The 21,702-nt window shown below is 69.7% G+C and carries 17 protein-coding genes; 9 read left to right on the top strand and 8 right to left on the bottom strand.

The window, feature by feature from the left end; genetic code table 11:
• Positions 1-54 precede the first annotated feature (54 nt).
• On the bottom strand, positions 55-1,026 hold the full coding sequence (locus ACIA5C_RS03975) for a DUF6879 family protein (protein ID WP_396050973.1): 972 nt from the start codon (positions 1,024-1,026) through the stop codon (positions 55-57).
• 284 nt (positions 1,027-1,310) lie between these two features.
• Here ACIA5C_RS03975 and ACIA5C_RS03970 point away from each other — a divergent pair, with 284 nt between their 5' ends.
• Positions 1,311-1,538 (top strand): hypothetical protein, encoded by a 228-nt coding sequence (locus ACIA5C_RS03970; protein WP_396050971.1) that lies wholly within the window; start codon positions 1,311-1,313, stop codon positions 1,536-1,538.
• 18 nt (positions 1,539-1,556) lie between these two features.
• Here ACIA5C_RS03970 and ACIA5C_RS03965 read toward each other — a convergent pair whose 3' ends face one another.
• The gene (locus tag ACIA5C_RS03965) at positions 1,557-2,285 is read right to left on the bottom strand and encodes an alpha/beta fold hydrolase (protein ID WP_396050969.1); all 729 of its coding nucleotides are present in this window, start codon (positions 2,283-2,285) and stop codon (positions 1,557-1,559) included.
• A 58-nt stretch (positions 2,286-2,343) separates the two neighbouring features.
• Here ACIA5C_RS03965 and ACIA5C_RS03960 point away from each other — a divergent pair, with 58 nt between their 5' ends.
• Entirely contained in the window at positions 2,344-3,291 is a 948-nt protein-coding gene (locus ACIA5C_RS03960; RefSeq protein ID WP_396050967.1) for a helix-turn-helix transcriptional regulator, read from the top strand.
• Between the two features lie 3 nt (positions 3,292-3,294).
• Here ACIA5C_RS03960 and ACIA5C_RS03955 read toward each other — a convergent pair whose 3' ends face one another.
• On the bottom strand, positions 3,295-3,972 hold the full coding sequence (locus ACIA5C_RS03955) for a GNAT family N-acetyltransferase (RefSeq protein ID WP_396050966.1): 678 nt from the start codon (positions 3,970-3,972) through the stop codon (positions 3,295-3,297).
• 82 nt (positions 3,973-4,054) lie between these two features.
• Here ACIA5C_RS03955 and ACIA5C_RS03950 point away from each other — a divergent pair, with 82 nt between their 5' ends.
• The 7 genes from ACIA5C_RS03950 (at position 4,055) to ACIA5C_RS03920 (ending at position 15,457) form a co-directional block, all read left to right on the top strand.
• A complete protein-coding gene (locus ACIA5C_RS03950; protein ID WP_396050964.1) occupies positions 4,055-4,870 on the top strand; it encodes an alpha/beta fold hydrolase in 816 nt (271 codons plus the stop codon).
• The gene (locus tag ACIA5C_RS03945; RefSeq protein ID WP_396050961.1) at positions 4,863-5,414 is read left to right on the top strand and encodes a TetR/AcrR family transcriptional regulator; all 552 of its coding nucleotides are present in this window, start codon (positions 4,863-4,865) and stop codon (positions 5,412-5,414) included. The genes ACIA5C_RS03950 and ACIA5C_RS03945 overlap by 8 nt, the downstream gene beginning before the upstream one ends.
• 61 nt (positions 5,415-5,475) lie before the next feature.
• On the top strand, positions 5,476-9,195 hold the full coding sequence (locus ACIA5C_RS03940; protein ID WP_396050959.1) for an SCO7613 C-terminal domain-containing membrane protein: 3,720 nt from the start codon (positions 5,476-5,478) through the stop codon (positions 9,193-9,195).
• A 103-nt stretch (positions 9,196-9,298) separates the two neighbouring features.
• Positions 9,299-12,367 (top strand): putative bifunctional diguanylate cyclase/phosphodiesterase, encoded by a 3,069-nt coding sequence (locus ACIA5C_RS03935; RefSeq protein ID WP_396050956.1) that lies wholly within the window; start codon positions 9,299-9,301, stop codon positions 12,365-12,367.
• Positions 12,364-13,623 carry an aminotransferase class I/II-fold pyridoxal phosphate-dependent enzyme gene (locus ACIA5C_RS03930; protein ID WP_396050954.1) on the top strand — a complete coding sequence of 420 codons (1,260 nt, stop codon included), beginning with the start codon at positions 12,364-12,366 and terminating at the stop codon, positions 13,621-13,623. Before ACIA5C_RS03935 ends, ACIA5C_RS03930 begins: the two co-directional genes overlap by 4 nt.
• Positions 13,620-15,077 carry an MFS transporter gene (locus ACIA5C_RS03925; RefSeq protein ID WP_396050952.1) on the top strand — a complete coding sequence of 486 codons (1,458 nt, stop codon included), beginning with the start codon at positions 13,620-13,622 and terminating at the stop codon, positions 15,075-15,077. Before ACIA5C_RS03930 ends, ACIA5C_RS03925 begins: the two co-directional genes overlap by 4 nt.
• Entirely contained in the window at positions 15,074-15,457 is a 384-nt protein-coding gene (locus tag ACIA5C_RS03920; protein ID WP_396050950.1) for a nuclear transport factor 2 family protein, read from the top strand. The genes ACIA5C_RS03925 and ACIA5C_RS03920 overlap by 4 nt, the downstream gene beginning before the upstream one ends.
• Before the next feature lie 363 nt (positions 15,458-15,820).
• On the opposite strand, the gene ACIA5C_RS03915 is transcribed toward ACIA5C_RS03920, so the two are convergent.
• The 5 genes from ACIA5C_RS03915 to ACIA5C_RS03895 all read right to left on the bottom strand — a co-directional run bounded on the left by ACIA5C_RS03915 (position 15,821) and on the right by ACIA5C_RS03895 (position 21,621).
• Entirely contained in the window at positions 15,821-17,065 is a 1,245-nt protein-coding gene (locus ACIA5C_RS03915) for an IS701 family transposase (RefSeq protein ID WP_396050948.1), read from the bottom strand.
• Positions 17,066-17,353: 288 nt separating this feature from the next.
• Entirely contained in the window at positions 17,354-18,559 is a 1,206-nt protein-coding gene (locus ACIA5C_RS03910; RefSeq protein ID WP_396050946.1) for an ABC transporter ATP-binding protein, read from the bottom strand.
• Positions 18,560-18,569: 10 nt separating this feature from the next.
• On the bottom strand, positions 18,570-19,403 hold the full coding sequence (locus ACIA5C_RS03905) for a carbohydrate ABC transporter permease (RefSeq protein WP_396050945.1): 834 nt from the start codon (positions 19,401-19,403) through the stop codon (positions 18,570-18,572).
• Entirely contained in the window at positions 19,403-20,338 is a 936-nt protein-coding gene (locus ACIA5C_RS03900) for a carbohydrate ABC transporter permease (protein ID WP_396050942.1), read from the bottom strand. Before ACIA5C_RS03900 ends, ACIA5C_RS03905 begins: the two co-directional genes overlap by 1 nt.
• Entirely contained in the window at positions 20,335-21,621 is a 1,287-nt protein-coding gene (locus tag ACIA5C_RS03895) for an ABC transporter substrate-binding protein (RefSeq protein WP_396050939.1), read from the bottom strand. The genes ACIA5C_RS03900 and ACIA5C_RS03895 overlap by 4 nt, the downstream gene beginning before the upstream one ends.
• Positions 21,622-21,702: the final 81 nt, after the last annotated feature.

Below are 21,702 nucleotides of genomic sequence, written 5' to 3'. Positions count from 1 at the left end.
CGTGGCCCTCACCCTCTCGGCCGGCGACCGGACGGACGCCGGCCAAATCGGTCGCTAGATGCTGTCGGGCGCGAACGGCGAATCACCGAGGTCCCGGGAGATGTCCCACAGCTCACGGAACAGCTGGGCACACTCCTTTACCCGGGAGGTGGTGAGCACCAGCCGGGTCTCAGCCACCTGCGCCTGCTCCGGGTCGGACGTGGTCGGTGTCGTCTCGTACGCCACAGCGTCGTCGAAGACGATGAGGTCGCGCACCTGGATCTGGAGCGGCCCGGGCACGGCGGACCGATCAAGCAGGCGCACATCGATCAGCATTCGGCGTTGTTCGTCGTACACGCGGCGGAGCGCCGGGTCGTGCTCCGCCTCCGGCCGGTCCAGCACGAAGATGCGCCGAACCCTCCGGCCGGTCCTGGCGACCTGCCGCTGGGCGTCCAGGTACCGCCGGCCGATCTCGCTCTGCCACAGGTCATGGTCGACCGCGGCGAGACTGATCGCGTCGATGCTTTCGGCAGCGTTTCTGGTCAGGCCGAGCAGCCACTCCCGGTCCTCGCCGTAGTAGGTGACGGCGCCTCCCTCGGCGAGCTCCTTGAGGAAGTCCGACATCTCTTTGATTTTGGACTGGACGAACTGGTACACGATCGGCGGCGAGCTCGGCGTGATCCGGGTGGAATTGCGGACGAGCTGGGTGACCAGGTCGGTCTGCACCGCCGACGCTTCGATCAGGCCGAACAGCTCGGTCGCCTCGCTGATCTCCGAGAACGCGGTGCCGACCAGGTGCCGCATCTCCTCCGATCCGGTCTGCTGCAGCGTTTCCACGGCGTGCAGGCGCATCTCGAAGTTAATCAGGAGGCGCACGAGCAGGGCGAGGCTGCCGATCAGGATCGAAAGCATGATGGCGGTCGCCAACGGCTGGTTGAGCGCCCGGACGACAAGGAACGTGACTACTGCGGGGCCGACCGTCAGAAATACCCCTCGGAAGAGACTTGGGTGGCCGGACAGTGGCACGGTTTGCGGGGCACTGGGCATGGGGTCACCTCGGACCGGCTTCACTCGGCGGTGGTTGCTGGGCGGCCATGCCCCTGATGTTTCCGGCTCCAATTGAGCGTGTGTCACCGTCGGCTCGCGCGGCGGTTCCAGGTGACGAACCAACCGTATCGATTCCCGTCGTCGCCGGACAGGGCCGGGGTGGAACAACTCGAAGGGCGACATCCGCTGTCGACCGCGATCCAGTCGATCCACTGAGCGGTGCCGGCTGCCGGGTCGGTCGAAAGTCGGTGGCAGGCGGAGCCGGCGGCGGAGAGGATGCGGTGGTGCCCGGTGTGCCTGAGGGGTTCAGCTATCGCGTCCGCAAGAACGGGGACGTGGAGGTGCTGCACCATGGCCGCCCGGCGGCCCTGCTGCGCGGTGTCGCCGCGGCGCGGTTTCTGGCCGATGTGGAGAGTGACGATCCGCAGGAGTTGATGGCGCGCCTCACCGCCAACTACAAGCACGGCAACGAGCGGACGGCCAGCGATCACCCCCGCAACCGCCGCCGGTAGCGGTTCCGGGTGTGAGGTTCAGCGGTCCAGCAGGAGGGCGGCCAGGTCGGCCGGGCGGCTGAACATGGGCCAGTGCCAGGTGGGCAGTTCGGCGTGGGTCCAGCCGGGGCCGGCCATGTGGCGGAACAGGGGCGCGCTTGCCGCCAGTGCCTCGATCTGGGCCGCGGTGAAGCTGCTCGTGATCGCGTGCCGCGGGAGCTTTTCCCAGGCGCCGGTCAGCCGCATCGGGGCCGTGCTGGTGGCGTACGGCTGGGGTGTGCTCAGCGCGGCCAGCCGGCGCAGTGTCGGCTCGTCGACGCCCTCGACGCCGGCCGCCAGGTCGGCCCACCGGGGCGGGGGCAGCAGCCAGCCGTCGCCCTGTTCGTCGACGACCGCCTTGTCGCGTGCGGCCTGCTCGGGGCCGGCGAAGTCGGCCTGGGTGGCGCCGTCGGGCAGCGGGCCGGTGTCGACGTAGACCAGCTCGGCGATCCGTTCGGGCGCCCGGTCGGCGGCGTTGGTGGTGACCAGCCCGCCGTAGCTGTGGCCGACCAGTACGACGTCGTGCAGATCCTCCCAGTGCAGCAGGTTGACGACGTCGTCGGTGTGTACGGCGAGGTCGATCGACGGCGAGGCGAGGTGGGAGCGCTCGGCGAGGCCGGTCAGGGTCAGCGGGTGTACGTCGTGGCCGTGGGCGCGCAGCGTTTCGGTCACCGGCCGCCAGGCCCAGCCGCCGAGGAAGAATCCGGGAACGAGGACATAGGTCGTCATGCGGTCGACGCTACGATCGATACCGGGCAGTATCCGCCCGGATTAACGGAGAGAAATCATGACCCGGCCGACCGCTCGCGTGCTCACCCTGCTGGAGATCCTGCAGGGCGGCGGCACGACCACGGTCGGCGTGCTGGCGGAGCGGCTCGGCGTGGACGAGCGGACCGTCCGGCGATATGCGACGCACCTGTCCGACCTGGGCATTCCGGTGGAGGCCCGGCGGGGTCGCTACGGCGGTTACCGGCTCGCGCCCGGCTTCAAGCTGCCGCCGCTGATGCTCACCGACGACGAGGCGGTGGCGGTGCTGCTCGGCCTGGTCGCCGGGCGGCGCAGCGGGCTGGTCACGGCCGAGCAGGCGGCCGCGGACAGCGCCACCGCGAAGGTCCGGCGGGTGCTGCCGGCCGCGCTCGGCCGGAGGATCGACGCGCTGCTCGACAAGCTCGACGTCACCGCACCGGTGCGGAACTCCGCGCCGCCGGAGGCGGGCGTACTGCTCGTGCTGGCCGAGGCGGCGCGGCACGGGCGGCCGGTCCACATGCGATACACCAGTTGGCGCGGGGCTGACGAGTCGCGCCGGTTCGATCCGTACGGCCTGGTGTTCCACTCGGGTCGTTGGTATGCGACCGGCTTCGACTACGCGCGTGGCGCGGTACGCACGTTCCGGCTGGACCGGGTCGACTCGGTCGCGCCGCAGGAGGGCAGGTTCGAGGTGCCGGCCGGCTTCGACCCGACCGCGCAGGTGCTGGCGGGCCTGGCCGCGGTGCCGTACACGCACCGGATCAGCGTGCTGCTGCGGACCGACCTGGCCGGCGCCCGGCGGCTGGTGCCGGCCGGCGTCGGCACGCTGACCGAGGTGCCCGGCGGCGTACGCCTGGAGGCCCGGGCCGAGCGCCTCGACGGTGCCGCCCGGCTGCTCGCCGGCCTCGGCCTGGCGTTCCGGGTCGAGGAGCCGGAGGCACTGCGGAACGAGTTGCGCGCCCTCGCGGCCCGGCTCGCGGAGGCCTGAGGCTCACCGGTGGCGCCAATAGGTGATGCCTTCGCCGACCGGGCGGAAGCCGCACGTCTCGTAGAGCAGCTTGCCCTCGGGGGTGGCGTTGAGGACCGCCCGGTGCGCACCGGAGGCGACACTGACCGCCTTCAGCAGGGCGGTTCCCAGGCCGCGGCGGCGGAACGGGGGCCAGACCGCCATGTCGAAGATGCCGGCCAGGCCGTCGTTGCCGACGAAGGACCAGGCCCGCCCGGCGAAGTGGCCCCGGTCGTACGCGGCGGCGTACCAGGCCCGCTGGGGCCGCAGCCGGGTGATGGCCAGTTGATCGGCGTACGCCGCGTGCTCGCCCTCGTAGTCGGTGGACGACGTCTGCAGTCGCACGCGCGGGTCGTCGGTCGAGAACCCGGTCAGGTCGGCGGCCATCCACCACGGCGACCAGCCCCGCTCGAAGCCGGCCCGGAGCAGCGGGGCCGGGTCGACGTCGAGGTTCAGCCAGGCGCCGATCGGGCGGTCGCCGGCGCGGATCAGGCCCCGGAGGAGGGTTGCGTCGGTCAGGGCCGGCGGGAACATCAGGTTCAGGCCGTCGGGGCCGTCGGTCCAGGTCAGTGGGCCGTCCTCCCAGATCGCGCCGCCGAGGCCGGTGGCCCGGTAGCGGAACCATGCGGTCTGCACGCGCTGGCAATCGGCAACCGTGATCACGGTCGCATCCTGCCACGTTGACACTTCCGGCTAACTAGATTAGCTTTTAGCTAACAAGGTTAGCCAAGACCGGGAGGTTGTCATGAAACTGGACGTCGAGAGCGGGACGCTGGCGTACGAGGTGGCCGGTGACGGGCCGCTGATCGTGCTCGCGCACGGCATGGGGGACAGCCGGGAGGCGTACCGGTTCGTGACCCCGGCGCTGGTCGCGGCCGGCTACCGGGTCGCCGCCGTCGACCTGCGCGGGTGCGGCGAATCGAGTGCGATGTGGCCGGGCTACTCGCGTACGGAAATCGCGCGTGACCTGATCGCCCTGATCAACCACCTCGGGGGTCCGGCCGTGCTCGTCGGTCATTCGATCTCCGGCGGCGCGGTGACCATCGCGGCAGCGATGGAACCGGCACTGGTCAGCGCCGTCGTCGAGCTGGCGCCGTTCACGCGCAAGCAGCAGATCCGGCTCGGTGACTTCCTGAACGCCCGCTACCGCAAGGGTGCGTTGCGGCTGGTCGGCACCGCCGTCTTGGGCAGCGTGCGAATGTGGCGCAGCTACCTCGACGTCGCCTACCCGGGGCGGCGGCCGGCCGACTGGGACACCCGCCTCGCCGAGATCGACGCCATGATGCGCGAGCCGGGCCGCATGAAGGCGATGCAGAAGATGGGACGGGCCGCCCCGACCGACGCGGGGGAGCAACTGCCCAACGTGCAGTGCCCGGTGCTGGTCGTCGAGGGCACCCTCGACCCCGACTGGGTCGACCCCGAGGCCGAGGGCAAGGCGATCGTGGCCGCCCTGAAGCCCGGCCTGGGCCGCCTTGAGATGATCGAAGGGGCGGGACACTACCCGCACGTGCAGTACCCGGAGTGGGTGGTCGAGTTGATCCTGGAGGGGGCCCGTGCCTAGAGCGGGACTGGACGCGGCCACGGTCGTGGCGGCCGGGGCGGCGCTGGCCGACGAGGTCGGGTTCGCCGGGCTGACGATGGGGCTGCTGGCCGAGCGGCTCGGCGTACGCACGCCGTCGCTCTACAAACACATCGCCGGCCAGGAAGACCTGAACCGGCGGATCGCGGCCCGGGCCCTGGACGAGGCGGCCGCCGCGATCGGGACCGCGATCCAGGGCTATGCGGGCCGCGATGCGCTGGCCGCGGCGGCGCGCGCCTTCCGCGACTATGTGCTGGCTCATCCGGGGCGGTACGCGGCGACCGTCGGGATGACGGCCGACGATGCCCTGCGGGCGTCGGGCGACCGGGCACTGGACGCGTTGCGGGCCGTGCTGCGCGCCTATCCGATCCGGCCGGAAAACGTCGACCACGCGCTGCGGACGGTGCGCAGCCTGCTCCATGGGTTCGCCACGCTGCAGGCCGCGAACGGCTTCCAGTGGTCGGCCGATGTGGACCGGAGCTTCGAGTGGCTGATCGACTTCGCCGACCGGGGTCTGCGTTCCTAGAGCGCGGCAATTAGGTACTCGTGCTCAATCCTCGAACGGAAAGGCCGACAAGGATCGGCATGTGACCTACCCTTGCCCCTTCTGCGGCGCGGCCGCCACCGACGCGACCGGATGCCCGTCGTGCGGTCGCGGCCCCGACCGGCTCGCCCTCGAGGTCGTCCGCCTCGACGGCGTCATCGCCGATCTGACGGCACGGCTCAACGCCACGCGCCTGGCGGCGCAGCGCCTGGACGGCGAGCTGAAGCAGGCCTGGGTGCGCCGGGCGGCGGCTGCGGCAGAGGTACGCGACGCGGTCGCCCAGGCCCGAGCCGTCCCCGTGCCCGGCCCGGCGCCCCGGCCGGTCCCGCCCCGCGCCGATGCGTCCCCGAAGTGGATCCAGAACTCGCTGTTCCTGCTCGGCGGCCTGCTCCTGGCCGTGGCCGCGATCGTGTTCACCGCGGTCGCCTGGGCCCAGTTCGGCGTCGGCGGGCGGGCCGCCCTGCTGGCCGCGTTCACCGGGGCGGCTCTCGCCGTACCCGTGCCGGCCGTGCGTCGCGGCCTGGCCGCGACCGCCGAAACCTTCGCCGCGATCGGCCTGCTGTTGATCCTGTTGGACGGTTACGCCGCCTGGTACGTGAACCTGTCCGGCGTGATCCTGTGGTCACCCTGGTCCTACGCGGCGCTGGTCTGCGCGGTCGCCGCATCGGTGGCACTCGCCTTCCCCCGCTTGACCGGCCCCCGCTTCGCGGCCGTGCTCCTCGCCCAGCCGGTCCTGCCGCTGCTGACCGTCCCGGCGCACCTGCCGGCGACCGGCCACGCGTTCGTCCTCGCCGGGGTGCTCGCCCTCGACCTGACCGTCCTGGTGGTGACCCGCGGCCCGCTCCGCATCGTCGCCGGCTCCCTGGCCGGGGTGACCCTGCTGCCGACGGGCGCGTTCGCCATCGCGGGTCTGCTGTCGGCCGGCAACCTGGGCCGGGCCGCCGCGGCCGGCGCCGCCCTGCTCCTGACCGCCGTCCTCCCGCTGGCCGCCCTGCCCGTACTCCGCCGCCGGGTGGGTGCCTCCTCCGGCCCCGCTTCGGTGCCGGCCGTCGTCCAGGCCATCTTCGCGGCCCTGATGGTCGTCGAGGTAGCCGCGGTAGCCGTCCGAATGGCGGTGCTGGTCGCCCCGGCACACGTGTTCCTGGCCGACTCGCTCGCCCTCCTCGGCGTGGCGATCCTGGCCGCAACGGTCCGATCGGTCTGGCTGGACCGAACCGCGGGCCGAGGCGTGCGGATCGGCGCCGGCGTCGCCCTGGCCCCGTTCGCCGTGGCCGCCGCCGCAGCCGCCATCGGGAACGCCGCCCGCACCCTGGAAACCGCCCGCCCGCCGCTCGAAGCCACCCTGACCGGCGTCGTCCCCGCCGCCGACCCCCGCCTGCTGCTGGCCCTGGCAAGCCTGGCCGCCGCAGTCGCCGTCACGGTCCCACCCGCATGGCGGCGCCTGACCATGCTGTCCGCGGGCACCCTGGCCATCCTGGCCGTGCCCGCCGCCCTGCACCTCCACTGGTGGACCGCCCCGATCGTCGACCTGGCCGGCTTGGCGGCCGCCCTGTTCCTGGCCAGCCGCTACGCGACCCCCGCAGCCCCGTCGTCCGTCACGCGACGCACTACAAGCTCTTGGGGTGCGCCAAGCTCGGCCGCCTCTCAGGCCGCACCAAGCTCCGCGGCCTCGCACTCGACCGCCTCTTCCGCCACGTCGGGCGCGGCGGGTCCTTGGGCTTCTCTTGACCCGGCCGTCTCCGCGTCTTCCACGGACGCGCCGACCTCAGCGGTTCCCTCGGCGACGTCTGCATACGCCCGCCCGTCGGCCGCGGCTGTTTACCCGGCCACCGCCGCTTCGTCCCCGTCCGCTCCCGGAGCCTCGGCCCGTACCGTCACCTATGGCAGCGAGCTCACCGCCGCCCTTCTCCTGGCCGCTCATGGCACAGCCGCCGCGTTCGGCACCCCTGCCGTACTCGCCGCAACCCTCACCGCCCTCTCCGCCCTCGCCGCCGCCCTGGCCGTCCTGACCCGCCGCGGCCCGCGCCGCCTCGACCTGGCCGGCCCGGGCGTTTTCGCCGGCCTCCTGCTCCTACCGGCAATCGCCTGGTCCACCACGGCGGCCCTGACCCCGTCCCCGATATGGCAGTCCCGGATCGCCCTGACCGCCACCCTCCTACCCCTTCTGGCCTACCTCTTCCAGGGCCACCCTCTGGGCAACCTCCGCCCGTTCGCCCTCGCCGCCGCCCTGATCCCGATCGCCATAGCCCCCACCTGGGCACCCGCGGCCGGCGACTCCACCGCGATCTACGCCGGCGTAGCCCTCCTGGCCCTCGCCACCCTCGCCGCCGACCGCGCCGCCTGGCTCGCGGCGTTGCTCCCCGCCGCGGCCTTCATCATCGCCACCGCCGAACCCGCAGCCCGCCTCCTCTTCGAGGACCCCTTCGCCACCGATTGGAAGCAGACCCCGGACGTCCCGCCTTCGGCCCCGATCGCCTTCCTGCTCGTGACCGCCGCAGCCACCCTGTGGACAAGCGCCGAAAAACGTCACACCCGGCTGGTTAATTCGGCCCCACCCAGAACGGGGTGGGGGTGGTCCGGGGCCCGGCCGCAACCAAGATCCGATCAAGGACGAACGGCTTCGAAAATCCTTGACGTCGCCGCCTCGTTCCTCGCACTGACGGTGGCGCTCGCCCTCGCAGCCGCACACGTTCCCTGGCCCTGTCTCCCCGCCGCCGAACTGCTCCTCGGCCTCGTCGGCTTCCTCACCGTTGCCCTCCGAGCCCCGGCCACACCAAGCACAACCGCGACCGCACCCCCGGCGTACCCCATCTCAAGCCGCACCTTCCTCACCCTGGTCTCCACCCTCCTGACCTGGGCCGGCCTCGCCGCCACCCTGCCGAGCCGCCCCACCGCCATCGCCGCCCTGGGCGCCGTCCTCGTTGCCGCATCGATGGCCGGCGCCTCCGGCCGCACCCTCCCGTCCCGCCTGATCGGCTGGCTCACCGCGGTCGCCGCCAGCATCGGCATCGTGCACGACGTACTCGGGCTGGCCGGTCGAAGCGAAGCGTTCCCGCTGCTCGGCGTCGCCGCCTTGACGCTTGCGCTTTCGTGGCTGCTGCACCGCTACGGCCGCATCCTCGAGTCCCGGGCGGTTGAAGCCGCCGCCCACGCCACCGCGCTTCTCGCCTTGCTGCTCTCGCTCGCCGGGACGCGGCCGGCCGTTGTCTGTTTCGTCTGGGGTGCCGCGCTGGCCGTACGGGCGTTGCGGCCCGATCGCCGGGACGCCTACCTGGTTGCCGCCGCCGTGGCCGAGCTGGCCGGGTGGTGCCGGCTCCTGGCGGTGCACCACGTCGGGCTGGTCGAGGCGTACTCGATTCCGGCCGCCGCCGTCGCCCTGCTGGCCGGCCTGACCGCCCGCCGCCGTCGGCGGGAGCTGACCAGCTGGGTCGCCTACGGTCCGGCACTGGCCGCCGGGCTGCTGCCGAGCCTGGCCGGGATCGCCGGGGGCGACGGCCAATATCTGCGCCGCCTGCTGCTCGGGCTGGCCGCCCTGGCGATTTTCCTGGCCGGCGCCCGGGCCCGCCTCCAGGCCCCGGTGGTCGCCGGCGGCAGCGCCCTGGCTCTGGTCGCGCTGCACGAGCTGGCGCAGGTCTGGGATCTGGTGCCGCGCTGGATTCCGCTCGCCGCGGCCGGACTGCTGCTGGTTGTGCTGGCGGCGACGTTGGAGCGGCGGCGCCGCGACTTCGACCGGATGCGGGCGGTTCTCACGCGCATGACGTGACGTGACGGTTGCTGTTCGGTTGCGGGGCCCGGCGGTTGGTTGAGCCGGCGGCCGGGCTGCCGATCTGTGGGGCCTGAGTTCCCCTCTCGAGATCGGAGCACCGATGAGTGCCACGGCGCGCCTGCAGGCCTGCTTCGCGGGCTGGATGGTCGCACTGTTGGCGGCCTTCTACTGCTTCCCCGCGATCAGCATGTTCACCTGGGCGGCGATCGGGCTGTCGGCGGCTGCGGGCGTCCTGCTCGGTGTGCGCCTGCATCAGCCGTCGCGGAAGCTGCCCTGGTACCTGCTCTCGGCCGTTCTGGTCAGTTTCACCGCCGGGGACACGACCTACAACATCCTGACCGACTACCTGGGCCGGGCGAATCCGTTTCCGTCGGCGGCCGACGGCTTTTATCTGCTCGTCTACCCGATGCTGGCGATCGCTCTGCTGATCTTCATCCGGGTGGGTTCGGGCACCGACAAGCGGGCCGCGCTGCTCGACGCTCTGGTGCCGACGGCCGGGCTGGGCCTGCTGTCGTGGGTGTTCCTGATCGCGCCGTACGTGCACGACGGTGACCTCACGCTGCCCGAGAAGCTGACCTCGGTCGGCTACCCGCTGGGTGACGTGCTCGCCCTGGCCATGCTGTTGCGCCTGCTCACCTCCGGTGGCCGGAAGCCGCTGGCGCTGAGCATTCTGGCCGGCGGTGTCACCAGCCTGCTTATCACCGATGTGCTCTACGGCCTGTGCCAGCTCGCCGGTAGCTGGCACGTGGGCGGCCCGACCGACTCCGGCTGGGTGCTGTTCTACACCGCCACCGCCCTGTCCGCGCTGCACCCTTCGATGCGCCGCCTGACTTCGGCACCCGGCGAGGAGCGCCGGCAGAAGGCCGGCCGCCGCATCGCCTCGATGTCGCTGGCCGCACTGATCGCGCCCGCCGTGCTGCTGATCGAGGACCTCGAGGGCGAGGTCCGCGACGCCCCGATGATCGCGACTGCCTCGGCCGCCATGTTCCTGCTGGTCATGGCCCGGGTGGCCGGCCTGCTGAAGGCGCAGCGGGATGCTGCCGCCCGGGAGCGGACCCTGCGTCTGAGCGGCGCCGACCTGGTCGCCGCGGGAACCGATGAGGAGGCCGGTGTCGCGATTCGCAAGGCGATCGACGACATGATGGCGTCCGAGAAGTACGTCTTCTACTTCCGGCTCGTGGACGCCGGCCCGGACATGTCCATCGGGGGCTACGGCTCGCAGCTGGTCGCCGTGGCGGGCCTGCCGGACGACGTCCGCGACCAGCTCGAAGACCACGAGTGGGCGCTGAGCGCGGAGACGGTCACCGCCGGCCGCGCCAAGGGCAGCCCGAATCTGCGCAAGCAGGCCTTCCTGGCCGCCGACGGGGACGTCCTGGCCGCGCTGCGCCCGGCGTTCGAGTCGCTGATGACGCAGGGGACGATGGCGGTCGAGCGGATCGTGCTCACCGACGAGGTCACCCGCCGCAACAGCGAGGACTACTTCCGGGCGCTGATCCAGAGCGCGTCCGACGTCATCATGATTGTCGGCGACGACGAGCTGATCCGGTACGCCAGCCCGTCCGCGCTGCCCGTGTTCGGGCGTACCGGCCTGGTCGGCACGCCGCTGAAGGGCTTGATCGCCGGCACCGACCACGTCGAGCTGCGGCACCTGATCGACCAGGTGCGCGAGGGCCGCGGCCCGCGCGACGGCGTCGACCTGACCGCGATCTCCGGCGAGGACCTGCTGCTGCAGGTCGAGGTGAGCTGCCGCGACCTGCGCGACGACCCGGCGGTGGCCGGACTCGTCGTGACCATCCGCGACGTCACCGAGCGGCGCCGGTTGGAGACCGACCTGGCCCACCAGGCCTACCACGACTCGCTCACCGGCCTCGCCAACCGGGCGCTGTTCCAGAGCCGGCTTCAGCAGGCGGCCCTGATCGCGCAGAACGGCGACCGGCTGGTCGGCGTGCTCTTCATCGACCTGGACGACTTCAAGGAGATCAACGACAGCCTCGGGCACGCGGCCGGCGACCAGTTGCTGGTCGAGGTCGGCACCCGGATCACCGACGTGGTGGGCCCGATGAACACGGCCGCCCGTACCGGCGGCGACGAGTTCGCGGTGCTGGTCGAGCAGATCGACGACCCGGCCGAGGCGGAGCGGATCGCGGCCCGGATCGTGGCCGCGCTGGCCGAGCCGATCGACGTCACCGACGCGACCGGCGCCCAGCACCAGGTTCACGGCGCGGCCAGCGTCGGTGTGGCCACCAGCTGCGAGGCCGACGGCATCTCGGAGCTGCTGCGGCGGGCCGACGTGGCGATGTACGGCGCGAAGACCGAGGGCAAGAACACCTGGCAGCGCTACCAGGACGAGGTCCACCACGCGATGATCCGCCGGCTGGAGATGCGGTCGGCGCTCAACGAGGCGGTGCCCGGCGACCAGATGCGCCTGCGGTTCCAGCCGATCGTCGACCTGCCGACCGGCGAGATGATCGGGCTGGAGGCGCTGGTCCGCTGGCAGCACCCGGTCCGCGGCCTGCTCGGCCCGAACGAGTTCATCGAGCTGTCCGAGGAGAACGGCTCGGTGGTCACGATCGGCGGCTGGGTGCTGCGGGAGGCCCTGCAGACGTTCGCCGCCTGGCGGGCCGAGGCGCCGGACAGCCTGCTGCGCTACGTCAGCGTCAACGTGTCGGCCCGGCAGTTCCGCCACCCCGGGTTCGTCGACCGGGTGCGCGAGGTGCTCGCCGAGACCGGCACCCGGCCCGAGTGGCTGCTGCTGGAGATCACCGAGAGCCTGGTGCTGCACGACGCCGACCAGGTCTGGCGCGACCTGCGCGAGCTGCGGGCGATGGGCGTACGCATCGCGATCGACGACTTCGGCACCGGCTACTCGTCGCTGAGCTACCTGAGCCAGATGCCTGTCGACGTACTGAAGATCGACAAGTCGTTCATCGACGACATCCTGCTCAACCCGCAGCAGATGGCGCTGGTCGAGACGATTGTCGCGCTGGCCCGCACGCTGGATCTGGCCGTGGTCGCCGAGGGCATCGAGCTCGCCGAGCACCGCGACGCGCTGGTCCGCATGGGCTGCCCCTACGGACAGGGCTACCTGTTCTCGAAGCCGGTCACCGCGCAGGAAGCGGTCGCCTGGCTCACCCCGGAAGAAAACCCTTTGGTGAAAGGAAACAAATGACCCTCGCTCCCGTCACAGGATCCGGTCTGGATTTCGTGAAGCGCGACCAGCGCTGGGCTGATCTCGAGCGGCTGCGCAGCGGCAACCCGATGTACGACGCGACGATCGAGGAGATCAAGGGCCGCCGGATCCGCGTCGGTGACCACTGGCTCGCCGACTTCGCGTCCTGCAACTACCTCGGCTTCGACCTCGAGCCCGAGATCATGGACTCGATCGACGTGCAGGTGAAGCGCTGGGGCACCCACCCGAGCTGGTCCCGCCTGCTCGGCAACCCGGCGCTCTACCCGCAGATCGAGGAGCAGCTGACCGAGCTGCTGGACGCGCCGGACACCCTGGTGATGCCGACCATCACCCACATACACATGTCGGTGCTGCCGATCCTGGCCGGCAAGGGCCACATCTTCCTCGACTCGCAGGCCCACAAGACGATCTACGACGGCTCGATGTACGCGAAGGGGCTCGGCGCGACCGTCCAGCGGTTCCGGGCCAACGACCCGGAGCACCTGGCCGAGCTGCTCAAAGCAGCCCCCACCGGCGAGGCCAAGATCGTGGCGATGGACGGCGTCAACTCGATGACCGGCAACGCGCCCGACCTCAAGGCGTTCGCCGCGGTCGCCCGGCAGTACGGCGCGCTGCTCTACGTCGACGACGCGCACGGCTTCGGCGTGATCGGCGAGCGGGCGGCCAACGAGATCTCCCCGTACGGCATCAAGGGCAACGCGATCGTCAAGTACAGCGGCGAGACCTACGACAACATCGTGCTGGTGGGCGGCTTCTCCAAGGCGTACTCGTCGCTGCTCGCCTTCCTGGCGCTGCCGACCTGGCTGAAGAACCACCTGAAGGTGTCGGCTCCGCCGTACCTCTATTCGGGCCCGGCCCCGACCGCCTCGCTGGCCACCGTCCTGGCCGGTTTCGAGGTCAATGCGAAGCGCGGCGACGCGATCCGCGCCGACCTCTACCGCAAGAGCATGAAGGTGCTCGACCACGTCCGCGCCCTCGGCGTCTACACGCCGAACACCGGCAACACGCCGGTCGTCGAGCTGCCGCTGGCCGCCGGCGAGGACATCGACGCGGTCGGCCGGCTCCTCTGGGACCGGGGCATCTACGTCACGCTGGCCGCGTACCCGCTGGTCCCGCGCGACCAGATCGGCTTCCGGGCCCAGCTGACGGCGGCCAACACCGACCAGGAGATCGACGAGCTGAACGCGGTCATCACCGAGCTCGCGCAGGCCGGCAAGCTGCGTACCACCGAGTGAGTTCCGCCGGCCCGCTCGCGCCTCTGCGGCACCGGCAGTTCCGGCTGCTGTGGACCGGTATGAGCGCCTCGCTGGTGGGCGACGGGATGCTTCTCGTCGCCCTCGCCTGGCAGGTCTACACGCTGTTCGGGGTGCCGCGGGCGATGTCCGCGGTCGGCGTCGCGCTGTCCCTGCCGCAGGTGGTCACGCTGCTGTTCGGGGGAGTGGTCAGCGACCGCTTCGACCCGCGGCGCGTGATGCTGGTGAGCGACATCGTCCGCGGCGCCGTGCTGGCCGTACTGGCCGTGCTCAGCATCACCGGGACGCTGACGTCCCTGTGGATGGTGCTCGGTCTCATCGCGATCTACGGCGCCGCCGCCGGCTTCTTCGGACCGGCGTTCGACGCCCTCGTCCCGCAGATCGTGCCGGAGGAGGACCTGGTCGCGGCGAACGCCCTCGACCAGTTCGTCCGCCCGGCCGGCCTTCAGATCTTCGGACCCGCGCTCGGCGGCGCGGTCATCGCCGCCGTCGGCTCGGGCTGGGCCCTCGCCGGCGACGCCGGGACTTTCCTCATCTCGGCGACCTGCCTACTCATCATGAGACGTACGATTTCCCGCGTACCCGCCGCACCCATGCCGGCTACGCCTGCGGAATCCTCGGAAGAGGTCCCGTCGGTGTGGACCGAAATTCGGGAGGGTGTCTCGTTCGTCCGCAAGCACATCTGGTTGTGGGGTACGTTCCTATCGGCCACCTTCACCTATCTGCTGTTCGTCGGTCCCACCGAAGTGCTGCTGCCCTACCTGGTCAAGCACGAGATGCACGGGACCGCCGGCCAGCTCGGCGTGATCCTCACGTCCGGCGGCATCGGTGCCGTCGCGGCGGCTCTGCTCGTAGGCTGGGCCGGCATTCCGCGCCGGTTCATCACGTTCATGTACGTCACCTGGGCGGTCGCTACCCTGGCCGTGGCCGGCTACGGCCTGGCCACGCACACGTGGGCGCTTGCTCTCGCCTGTGTCCTGGTCAACGGCCTGGAGGCGGCGGGAACGGTGGCTTGGGCGACGACCAAGCAACGACTCGTACCACAGGGCATGCTCGGCCGGGTGTCGAGCGTGGACTGGTTCGTCTCGACCGCGCTGCTGCCGCTCTCGTACGCGCTCGCCGCCCCGGTGGCGCACGCGATCGGCGTGCGGCACACCCTGCTCGGCGCCGGACTGCTCGGCGCCGTGGTCACGTTCGCGTTCCTGTACCTGCCCGGAATGCGGGCCCCGGAACGGATGACGTCGCACTCCCTGTCGGGCGACGGGCCCGACGACCGGGTTTACCTGGAGCGGCCGGACGCGCTCCCGCCCGGTCGTCTGCCGCCGGCCGGTCCCGGGTCGGCGGCAGACGAGTCGATCGCTATTGTGCGCACGGTTTCCGGTCCGGTGTACGCCGGTCCGGACGGCTCCGAGGTGGAGAAAGAGGTGGCCGTATGAGCGGACCGATCCAAGCGGTGCACGACCTCAGCGAGGCCTTCTCGGCCCGTAGTCTGGACGCGGCTCTGGCGTGTTTCGTGCCCGACGACGAGATCGGTTACGCCGGTTCGGAACGCGACGAGACCGCGAACGACCGCGGTGGCGTGGCCGCCCTGCTCGGCAAGCTCTTCGCTCGCGAGGAGGCCTACTCGTGGCACCCCACCACGGTGGTCATCCACCAGTACGGCCCAACGGCCTACGTCTTCGCCGAGGCGGACGGCCGCGCCCGCCGGGACGACGAGACGGAGGAGTTCTTCGCCTACCGCCTGGCCGGCCTGGTCGAGCTGGTGAACAACCGCTGGCTCTGGCGCCACTGCCAGGGCAGCGAACCCACCGGCTAGCCGGGTAGGAGCCGACGGCTCCTACCCGTCGGGGGTGGACTGCTGCCATACGACCTGTCGTCATCGGTGGTGCCGTACGTGTCGACTGAGGTCGGAGCGTACGGCGGCGCGGTGATCCAGAAGCAGGCCGATCCGGGCTTGACCGAGACCGGCCCGCGGACGATCGCGGCGGTCACCGCTCACAGCCCGCTAGCGGTAGTTTGTCGTCTTTATGGTGGTAGATAGAGGTTGAGGGCGTGGCCGTTGGCGACGGCGTTGAGGAGTTGCTGGAGTTCGCGGGGTGGTGGCTTGTCAGTCCATGCCTGCCAGCAACGATGTAGCAGGGGCCATGGGGTGAGCCAGGCGCGGACGGCGCGTAGCGCTTTAGGCCAGCTCGGGTATCTGGCTGGCGGGCCGGCGGTTGGGCCCCCTCTCTGCGGAGTCGTCGTCTGACGGGTCCGGCGGGGTCGGGCTGAGGTCTTTTGTGGATGGTGGGTCGAACCAGGTGTCCCAGCAGAACGAGAACGCACAGTTCACCAGGGCTTGGTGGCGGCGGATCGCGATGGCGGAGCGGACTTGGAAGTCGGCCCAGCCGAGTTCGTCTTTGACCTGTTTGTAGCTTTGCTCGATCCGGTGCCGGATGCCGTAGAGCCGCACGACCTCGGTCAGATCGGCCGGCTCGTGGGCCGCGCTCTGGACGTCGTGGGGGCCGCCGGGGCGGTGCAGGTTGGTGGCCAGATACCAGGTGCCTTTGTCTGGCAGGATCTGCGGGTCGGTGGTCGCGATGACCAGGCGGGTGTGTCCGTCGGGTCCCCACCAGCCGAGCTGGGCGTCGGTGGCCCACCAGGTCTCGGTGTGCCCGTCACGGAACCGGCGCACGACCGGCTGCCAGCCGCCGGGATCGTCCGGGCCGCCCCACGGCACGACTCGGGCGGCGTCTTTCGGGGTGTATGCATCGGCGCCGTACTGCCACGTGCCGCGGGATGGTTTGAGGGCCATGACGAAACCCAGCCCGCTGCGGCTCAGTTCTGCGCGCAGCGGGTCGTGGTCACCGTAGTAGCTGTCCGCTACCACCGCCCGGCAGATGACGCCGGCCGTGAGCGCCTTGCCGATCGAGTCTTTAGCGATCTGCAGCTTGGTCCGGAACTCGGGATCAGCCTGTTTCTTCTCGAAATGCGAGGCCGGGGTATAGGCCTCAGCGTGCAACGGGTAGTAGACGCGTTCGTCGGCCCACACCGTGGTCACCGTGACGATGCCGTTGTCGGTCTTGCCGTAACGGCCCAGCCACTGCCGCCCGACATGTGCCGTGGCGGTCCCGTCTTTACGATCGCCGGAATCGTCGATCGCGATCACACCACGAGCGTGCGGCGCGGTCGCCGGGTCGTTCACCAATATCTCAAGCCGCCGTCGGTTGACCTGATCGGGATCCCATGTGGACTGCGATAGGAAGTACTGCAGCCGTTGCGCCGCAGCGTGCTGCGCCCCGATGACCGGCTCGGAACCGGCCAGCCCGGTCAGCGTCTTGTTGCGGTCTCGAGGCGCCAGCAGACCGGTCAGATAATCACGGAACCCGCGCCGCTGCGCCAGCCGGGAGAACAACTCGTCAAACTCGGCTGCGTAGTCCTCCAACGGACCCGCAGCCGGCGGACACACTGCACGAACGAACCACTCAGCACCCCACCGCTCGACACAACACGTGTCGAACGCAACGCCCCAGACCGGAAGAAGGTTACGAAGGCGGCAAACTACCGCTAGCCACCGCATCCGCAACCTGCTCGCCCCGGGCCGGCGCCGACCCGCTGAGCGGATGTTCATTCCCGAGCAACGCTCTTCGCATACTCCATGCCTGGAGAAGTGCGCATGGAAAACCGGCGGCCCATGGCGCGGGCCGCCGGTCTCCGCGGATTGATCAGCGGGTCAAGATGCCGGGACGTCGGCGGCCATGCCCTCGTCGAGGGTGATGTTGCGGCCGTCGGACGGGTCGAAGAGGTGGATTTTGTCGAGGTTCATCCAGATTTGGGCCTCGCGGCCGTCGCGCACCCGGGACTCGGCGGACAGGCGGGTCACCAGGCTGTCCTGTGGCGGCAGGTCGGCGCCGCCGGCGTCGGCCGCCAATTCTTCGAGGTCGGCGGAGGCCGCCTGGTCGCCCTCCACGGTCAGGTAGACGTACTTGTCGGAGCCCATCGATTCGACCAGGTCGACCGGCGCGTTGAACTCGAAGCCGCGGGCCCGCTGGTGTTCCTCGATCAGGGCCGCGTCCTCGAAGTGCTCCGGCCGGATGCCCAGGATCAACTGCTTCGGGGCGTTGCCGGCCGTCAGTTTCTGCCGCAGGCGGTCGCCGAGCGGCAGGTCACCCAGGGGCGTACGCAGCTTGCTGTCCTCGATCGTGACCGCCAGGAAGTTCATCGACGGCGAGCCGATGAACCCGGCCACGAACAGGTTGAGCGGGTTGTCGTACAGGGTCTGCGGGTCGCCCACCTGCTGGATGTAGCCGCCCCGCATGACCACGACCCGGTCGCCGAGTGTCATCGCCTCGGTCTGGTCGTGTGTCACGTAGACGGTGGTCGTCGCCAGTTGTTTCTGCAGGCGCGACACCTGGGTGCGCATCTGCACCCGCAGTTTGGCATCCAGATTGGACAGCGGCTCGTCCATCAGGAACGCTTTCGGGCTGCGTACGATCGCGCGGCCCATCGCCACCCGCTGGCGCTGGCCGCCGGACAGGTTGGCCGGCTTGCGGTCGAGGTAGTCGGTCAGTTCCAGCACCCGCGCCGCCTCGTCGACCTTGGAATTGATGACCGCCTTGTCCATCTTGGCCAACCGCAACGGGAACGCCATGTTCTCCCGCACGGTCATGTTGGGGTAAAGCGCGTACGACTGGAAGACCATCGCGATGTCGCGGTCCTTCGGGGCCTTGTCGTTGACGCGTTCCCCGGCGATGCGCAACTCGCCGGACGTGATGTCTTCCAGCCCGGCAATCATGTTGAGTGTCGTCGACTTCCCGCACCCCGACGGGCCCACCAGGATGATGAACTCGCCGTCGGCGATCGAGAGGTCGATCTCGTGCACCGCGGTCGTGCCGTCCGGGTATTTCTTGGTCACCTTGTCGAGAACGATCTCAGCCAATTGAGCACACCTAACCCTTCACCGCGCCGGACGTCAGGCCCGCGACGATGCGCTTCTGGAAGAAGAGCACGAACAGGATGATCGGAATCGTGATGACTACCGCCGCGGCCGAGATGGCGCCGGTCGGGTCCTCGAACTGGGAGGCGCCGGTGAAGAACGACAGCGCGGCCGGCACCGTACGGGAACGCTCGGTCGAGGTCAGCGAGATCGCGAACAGGAAGTCGTTCCAGCAGAAGATGAAGACGAGGATCGCGGTGGTGAATACGCCCGGCGCGGCCAGCGGGGCGATCACCTTGCGGAACGCCTCGGCCTGGGTGGCACCGTCCATCTTGGCGGCTTTTTCGAGGTCCCACGGGATCTGTTTGAAGAACGCCGACAGCGTGTAGATCGCCAGCGGCAGCGCGAACGTGATGTACGGCAGGATCAGGCCCGGCCACGTGTCGAACAGGCCGGTGTTCCGCTCGATGTTGAACAGCGGCGACACCAGCGACACCTGCGGGAACATCGCGATGAGAAGGGAAACCCCGACGAGGAGCGATTTCCCCGGGAAATCGAGGCGGCTGATCGCGTACGCGGCCATGGTGCCCAGAACCACAGCGATCAAGGTCGATATGAGTGCGATGCCGATCGAGTTGATCAACGCGCGTACGAATTGATCGGTCTCGAAAATGGTTTTGTAGTTGGCCCATGTCCACTGACGGGGGATGAGATTGCCGTCGGTCAGGGTCGAGGTCGTCTTGAACGACAGCGAGACGATCCAGAGCACCGGGAAGAGCGCGAAGATGACCACGATCGCGTCGAGTGCGCCGTACTTCGCCTTGGTTCCGGCGGTCACGGTAGCCATCAGCGCCCCCCGTCGTCGCTGCTGCCGGGCGCCGCGGTGCCGAACAGCTTCACGAAGACGAACGCGATGATCGCCACCGCGATGAAGATCAGCACCGACATGGTCGAGCCGATACCGAGGTTCAACCCCTTGATCAGGTTGTTGTAGGCAATCATCGACACCGATGACGTCTCGTTGGCGCCGTTGGTCAGCACGTAGATGTTGTCGAAGACCCGGAACGCGTCCAGCGTGCGGAACAGTAGTGCGACCAGGATGGCCGGCTTCATCACCGGCAGCATCACCTTGGTGAAGCGCTGCCACCAGCTGGCGCCGTCCATTGCGGCGGCCTTGAGCAGGTCGTCGGGCACCAGCGCAAGCCCGGCCATCAGCAGCAGGGCCATGAACGGCGTGGTCTTCCAGATCTCGGCGAGAATGATGATGCCCAGGGCGTCGGCGCGTTCGGTCAGCGGCGCCCCGTTCGGGGTGACCAGATTGGCCAGATAGCCCGTGCCGGGCGTCCAGGCGTAACGCCAGCTGAATGCGGCGACCACGGTGACGATCCCGTACGGAATCAAAGCGGAGGTCCGCACCAGACCGCGACCGATCACGGTTCTATGCATCAGCAGGGCCAACGCCATGCCGAGAACCAGTTCGACGACGACCGAGACGACCGTGATCAGCACGGTCACGCCGAACGCCGTCCACCAGTAGTTGTTGCTCAATACGGTGGCGTAGTTGGAAAGGCCGACGAACTTGCGCTGATCGGGGAACTTCAGGTCGTAGCGCTGGAACGAGAGCCACAGCGAATAGAGGATCGGATAGGCGGTCACCGCGACCATCACGATCGCGGCCGGCGCGCAGAGCAGCCAGCCCAGCTTCCTTTCCTGCCGTTTGCCCTCGCTGAGTACGGCCTTTGGTTTCTGCTTGGTCTGCTCCCGCGTGGCGACTGCGGTCACGGCAGCACCCCCTTCGAGTCGATCGCGTCCTGGATCGCCTTCCTGAGCGAGTCGGCGGTCTTCTGCGGGTCGATCTTCGACGGCGGCGACAGCTGGGCGGCGACCACGGTCGAGAGGTTCTGGTAGGCCGGGGTCCGCGGGCGGGGCGCCGCATTCTTCAACTCGTCGAGCAGTTCGTTCCTCATCGGGTACGCCTTGGCCATGTCCGGGTCGTTGTAGACCGACTCGATCGACGGCGGCTGGCCGGCATTGACCGCGAGGTACTTCTGGGATTCCGGACCGCGCAGGCATTTGACGGCGTCAAAGGCGAGATCCGGGTGTTTGCTGTACGAGCTGACGGCCAGGTTGGACCCACCGATCGTGGTGACGCTCGGCGTGCCCGCGTCGATCGCCGGATAGCGCGTCCAGGCGAAGTCCTTGGCCAGCTGGGGGTTTTCGGTCTGCATCGAGGCGTAGACGTAGGGCCAGTTCAGCTCGAACGCGCCCTCGTTGTTCTGGAACGCGTGCCGGACGTCGTCCTCGATCATGTTGGAGAACGACGCGTTGGTCACGCCGGCCGTCGCGAACGCCTTGAGTTCCTGCAGCCCCTTGACCGCCCCGGCATCCATGATCGCCTTCTTGCCGTCGTCGCTGACCACGTGTCCGCCCGCGCTGGCGACCAGGCTGTTGAACAACACGACCAGGCCCTCGTACTGCGCACCCATGGTCAGGATCTGGTACGGCTTGCCCTGCTGTTTGAGTTGCCGGGACATGCCGATCATCTCGTCCCACGTCTTCGGTGGGGTGGGCACGAGGTCCTTGCGGTACCAGAGCAACTGGACGTTGGTGTTGTTCGGCGCCGCGTACAGCTTGTCGTTGTAGGTGCCGGACGCGAGCGGACCGGGCAGCGTCCCGTCCGTCACCTGGGTCCTGTCGGCCCCGGCGAACTCCCGGATCCAGTTCGCGCTGGCGAACTCCTGGGTCCAGGTGACGTCCATGCCCAGAATGTCCATGCTGCTGTCCTTGGCCGCGAGCCGGCGCACCATCTGGATGCGCTGGTCGTCGGCGGTGCGCGGAAGCACCTGATAGTCGATCTTGTACTTACCCGCGGCCTGCTGGTTGCACGTGTCGACCACGTTCTGCATGTGCTCGACCGGGAACTGGTAGTAGTTCAGGACGGGTACGCCGCCCTCGTCGCTGGATCCGCAGGCCGCCAGTGGGGCGGCCAAGGCGAGCGCAGCCCCGGCCGCGAAGGCCCGGGCGCGTCGGGTACGCCGTTGCGGATGTCGGTAGGGTTGTGCCATGGACCCCTCCATCCGGCAGGTTCTACCGCTGAAGTGACACCTGTCACTTTAGCGGTACGTGATCCCACTGCCCCGGTGAGT

The organism is Actinoplanes sp. NPDC051343, assembly GCF_044455125.1.
GTDB lineage: Bacteria > Actinomycetota > Actinomycetes > Mycobacteriales > Micromonosporaceae > Actinoplanes.
The sequence above is the reverse complement of the archived record's forward strand: the minus strand, read 5'-3'. Positions and strand labels throughout refer to the sequence as shown.

Excerpts from the sequence above, each read along its gene's own strand:
- ACIA5C_RS03960 (WP_396050967.1), top strand. The coding sequence starts at position 2,344 with ATGACCCGGCCGACCGCTCGCGTGCTCACCCTGCTGGAGATCCTGCAG.
- ACIA5C_RS03965 (WP_396050969.1), bottom strand. The coding sequence starts at position 2,285 with ATGACGACCTATGTCCTCGTTCCCGGATTCTTCCTCGGCGGCTGGGCC.
- ACIA5C_RS03935 (WP_396050956.1), top strand. The coding sequence starts at position 9,299 with ATGAGTGCCACGGCGCGCCTGCAGGCCTGCTTCGCGGGCTGGATGGTC.
- ACIA5C_RS03905 (WP_396050945.1), bottom strand. The coding sequence starts at position 19,403 with ATGGCTACCGTGACCGCCGGAACCAAGGCGAAGTACGGCGCACTCGAC.
- ACIA5C_RS03975 (WP_396050973.1), bottom strand. The coding sequence starts at position 1,026 with ATGCCCAGTGCCCCGCAAACCGTGCCACTGTCCGGCCACCCAAGTCTC.
- ACIA5C_RS03895 (WP_396050939.1), bottom strand. The coding sequence starts at position 21,621 with ATGGCACAACCCTACCGACATCCGCAACGGCGTACCCGACGCGCCCGG.
- ACIA5C_RS03930 (WP_396050954.1), top strand. The coding sequence starts at position 12,364 with ATGACCCTCGCTCCCGTCACAGGATCCGGTCTGGATTTCGTGAAGCGC.
- ACIA5C_RS03950 (WP_396050964.1), top strand. The coding sequence starts at position 4,055 with ATGAAACTGGACGTCGAGAGCGGGACGCTGGCGTACGAGGTGGCCGGT.
- ACIA5C_RS03920 (WP_396050950.1), top strand. The coding sequence starts at position 15,074 with ATGAGCGGACCGATCCAAGCGGTGCACGACCTCAGCGAGGCCTTCTCG.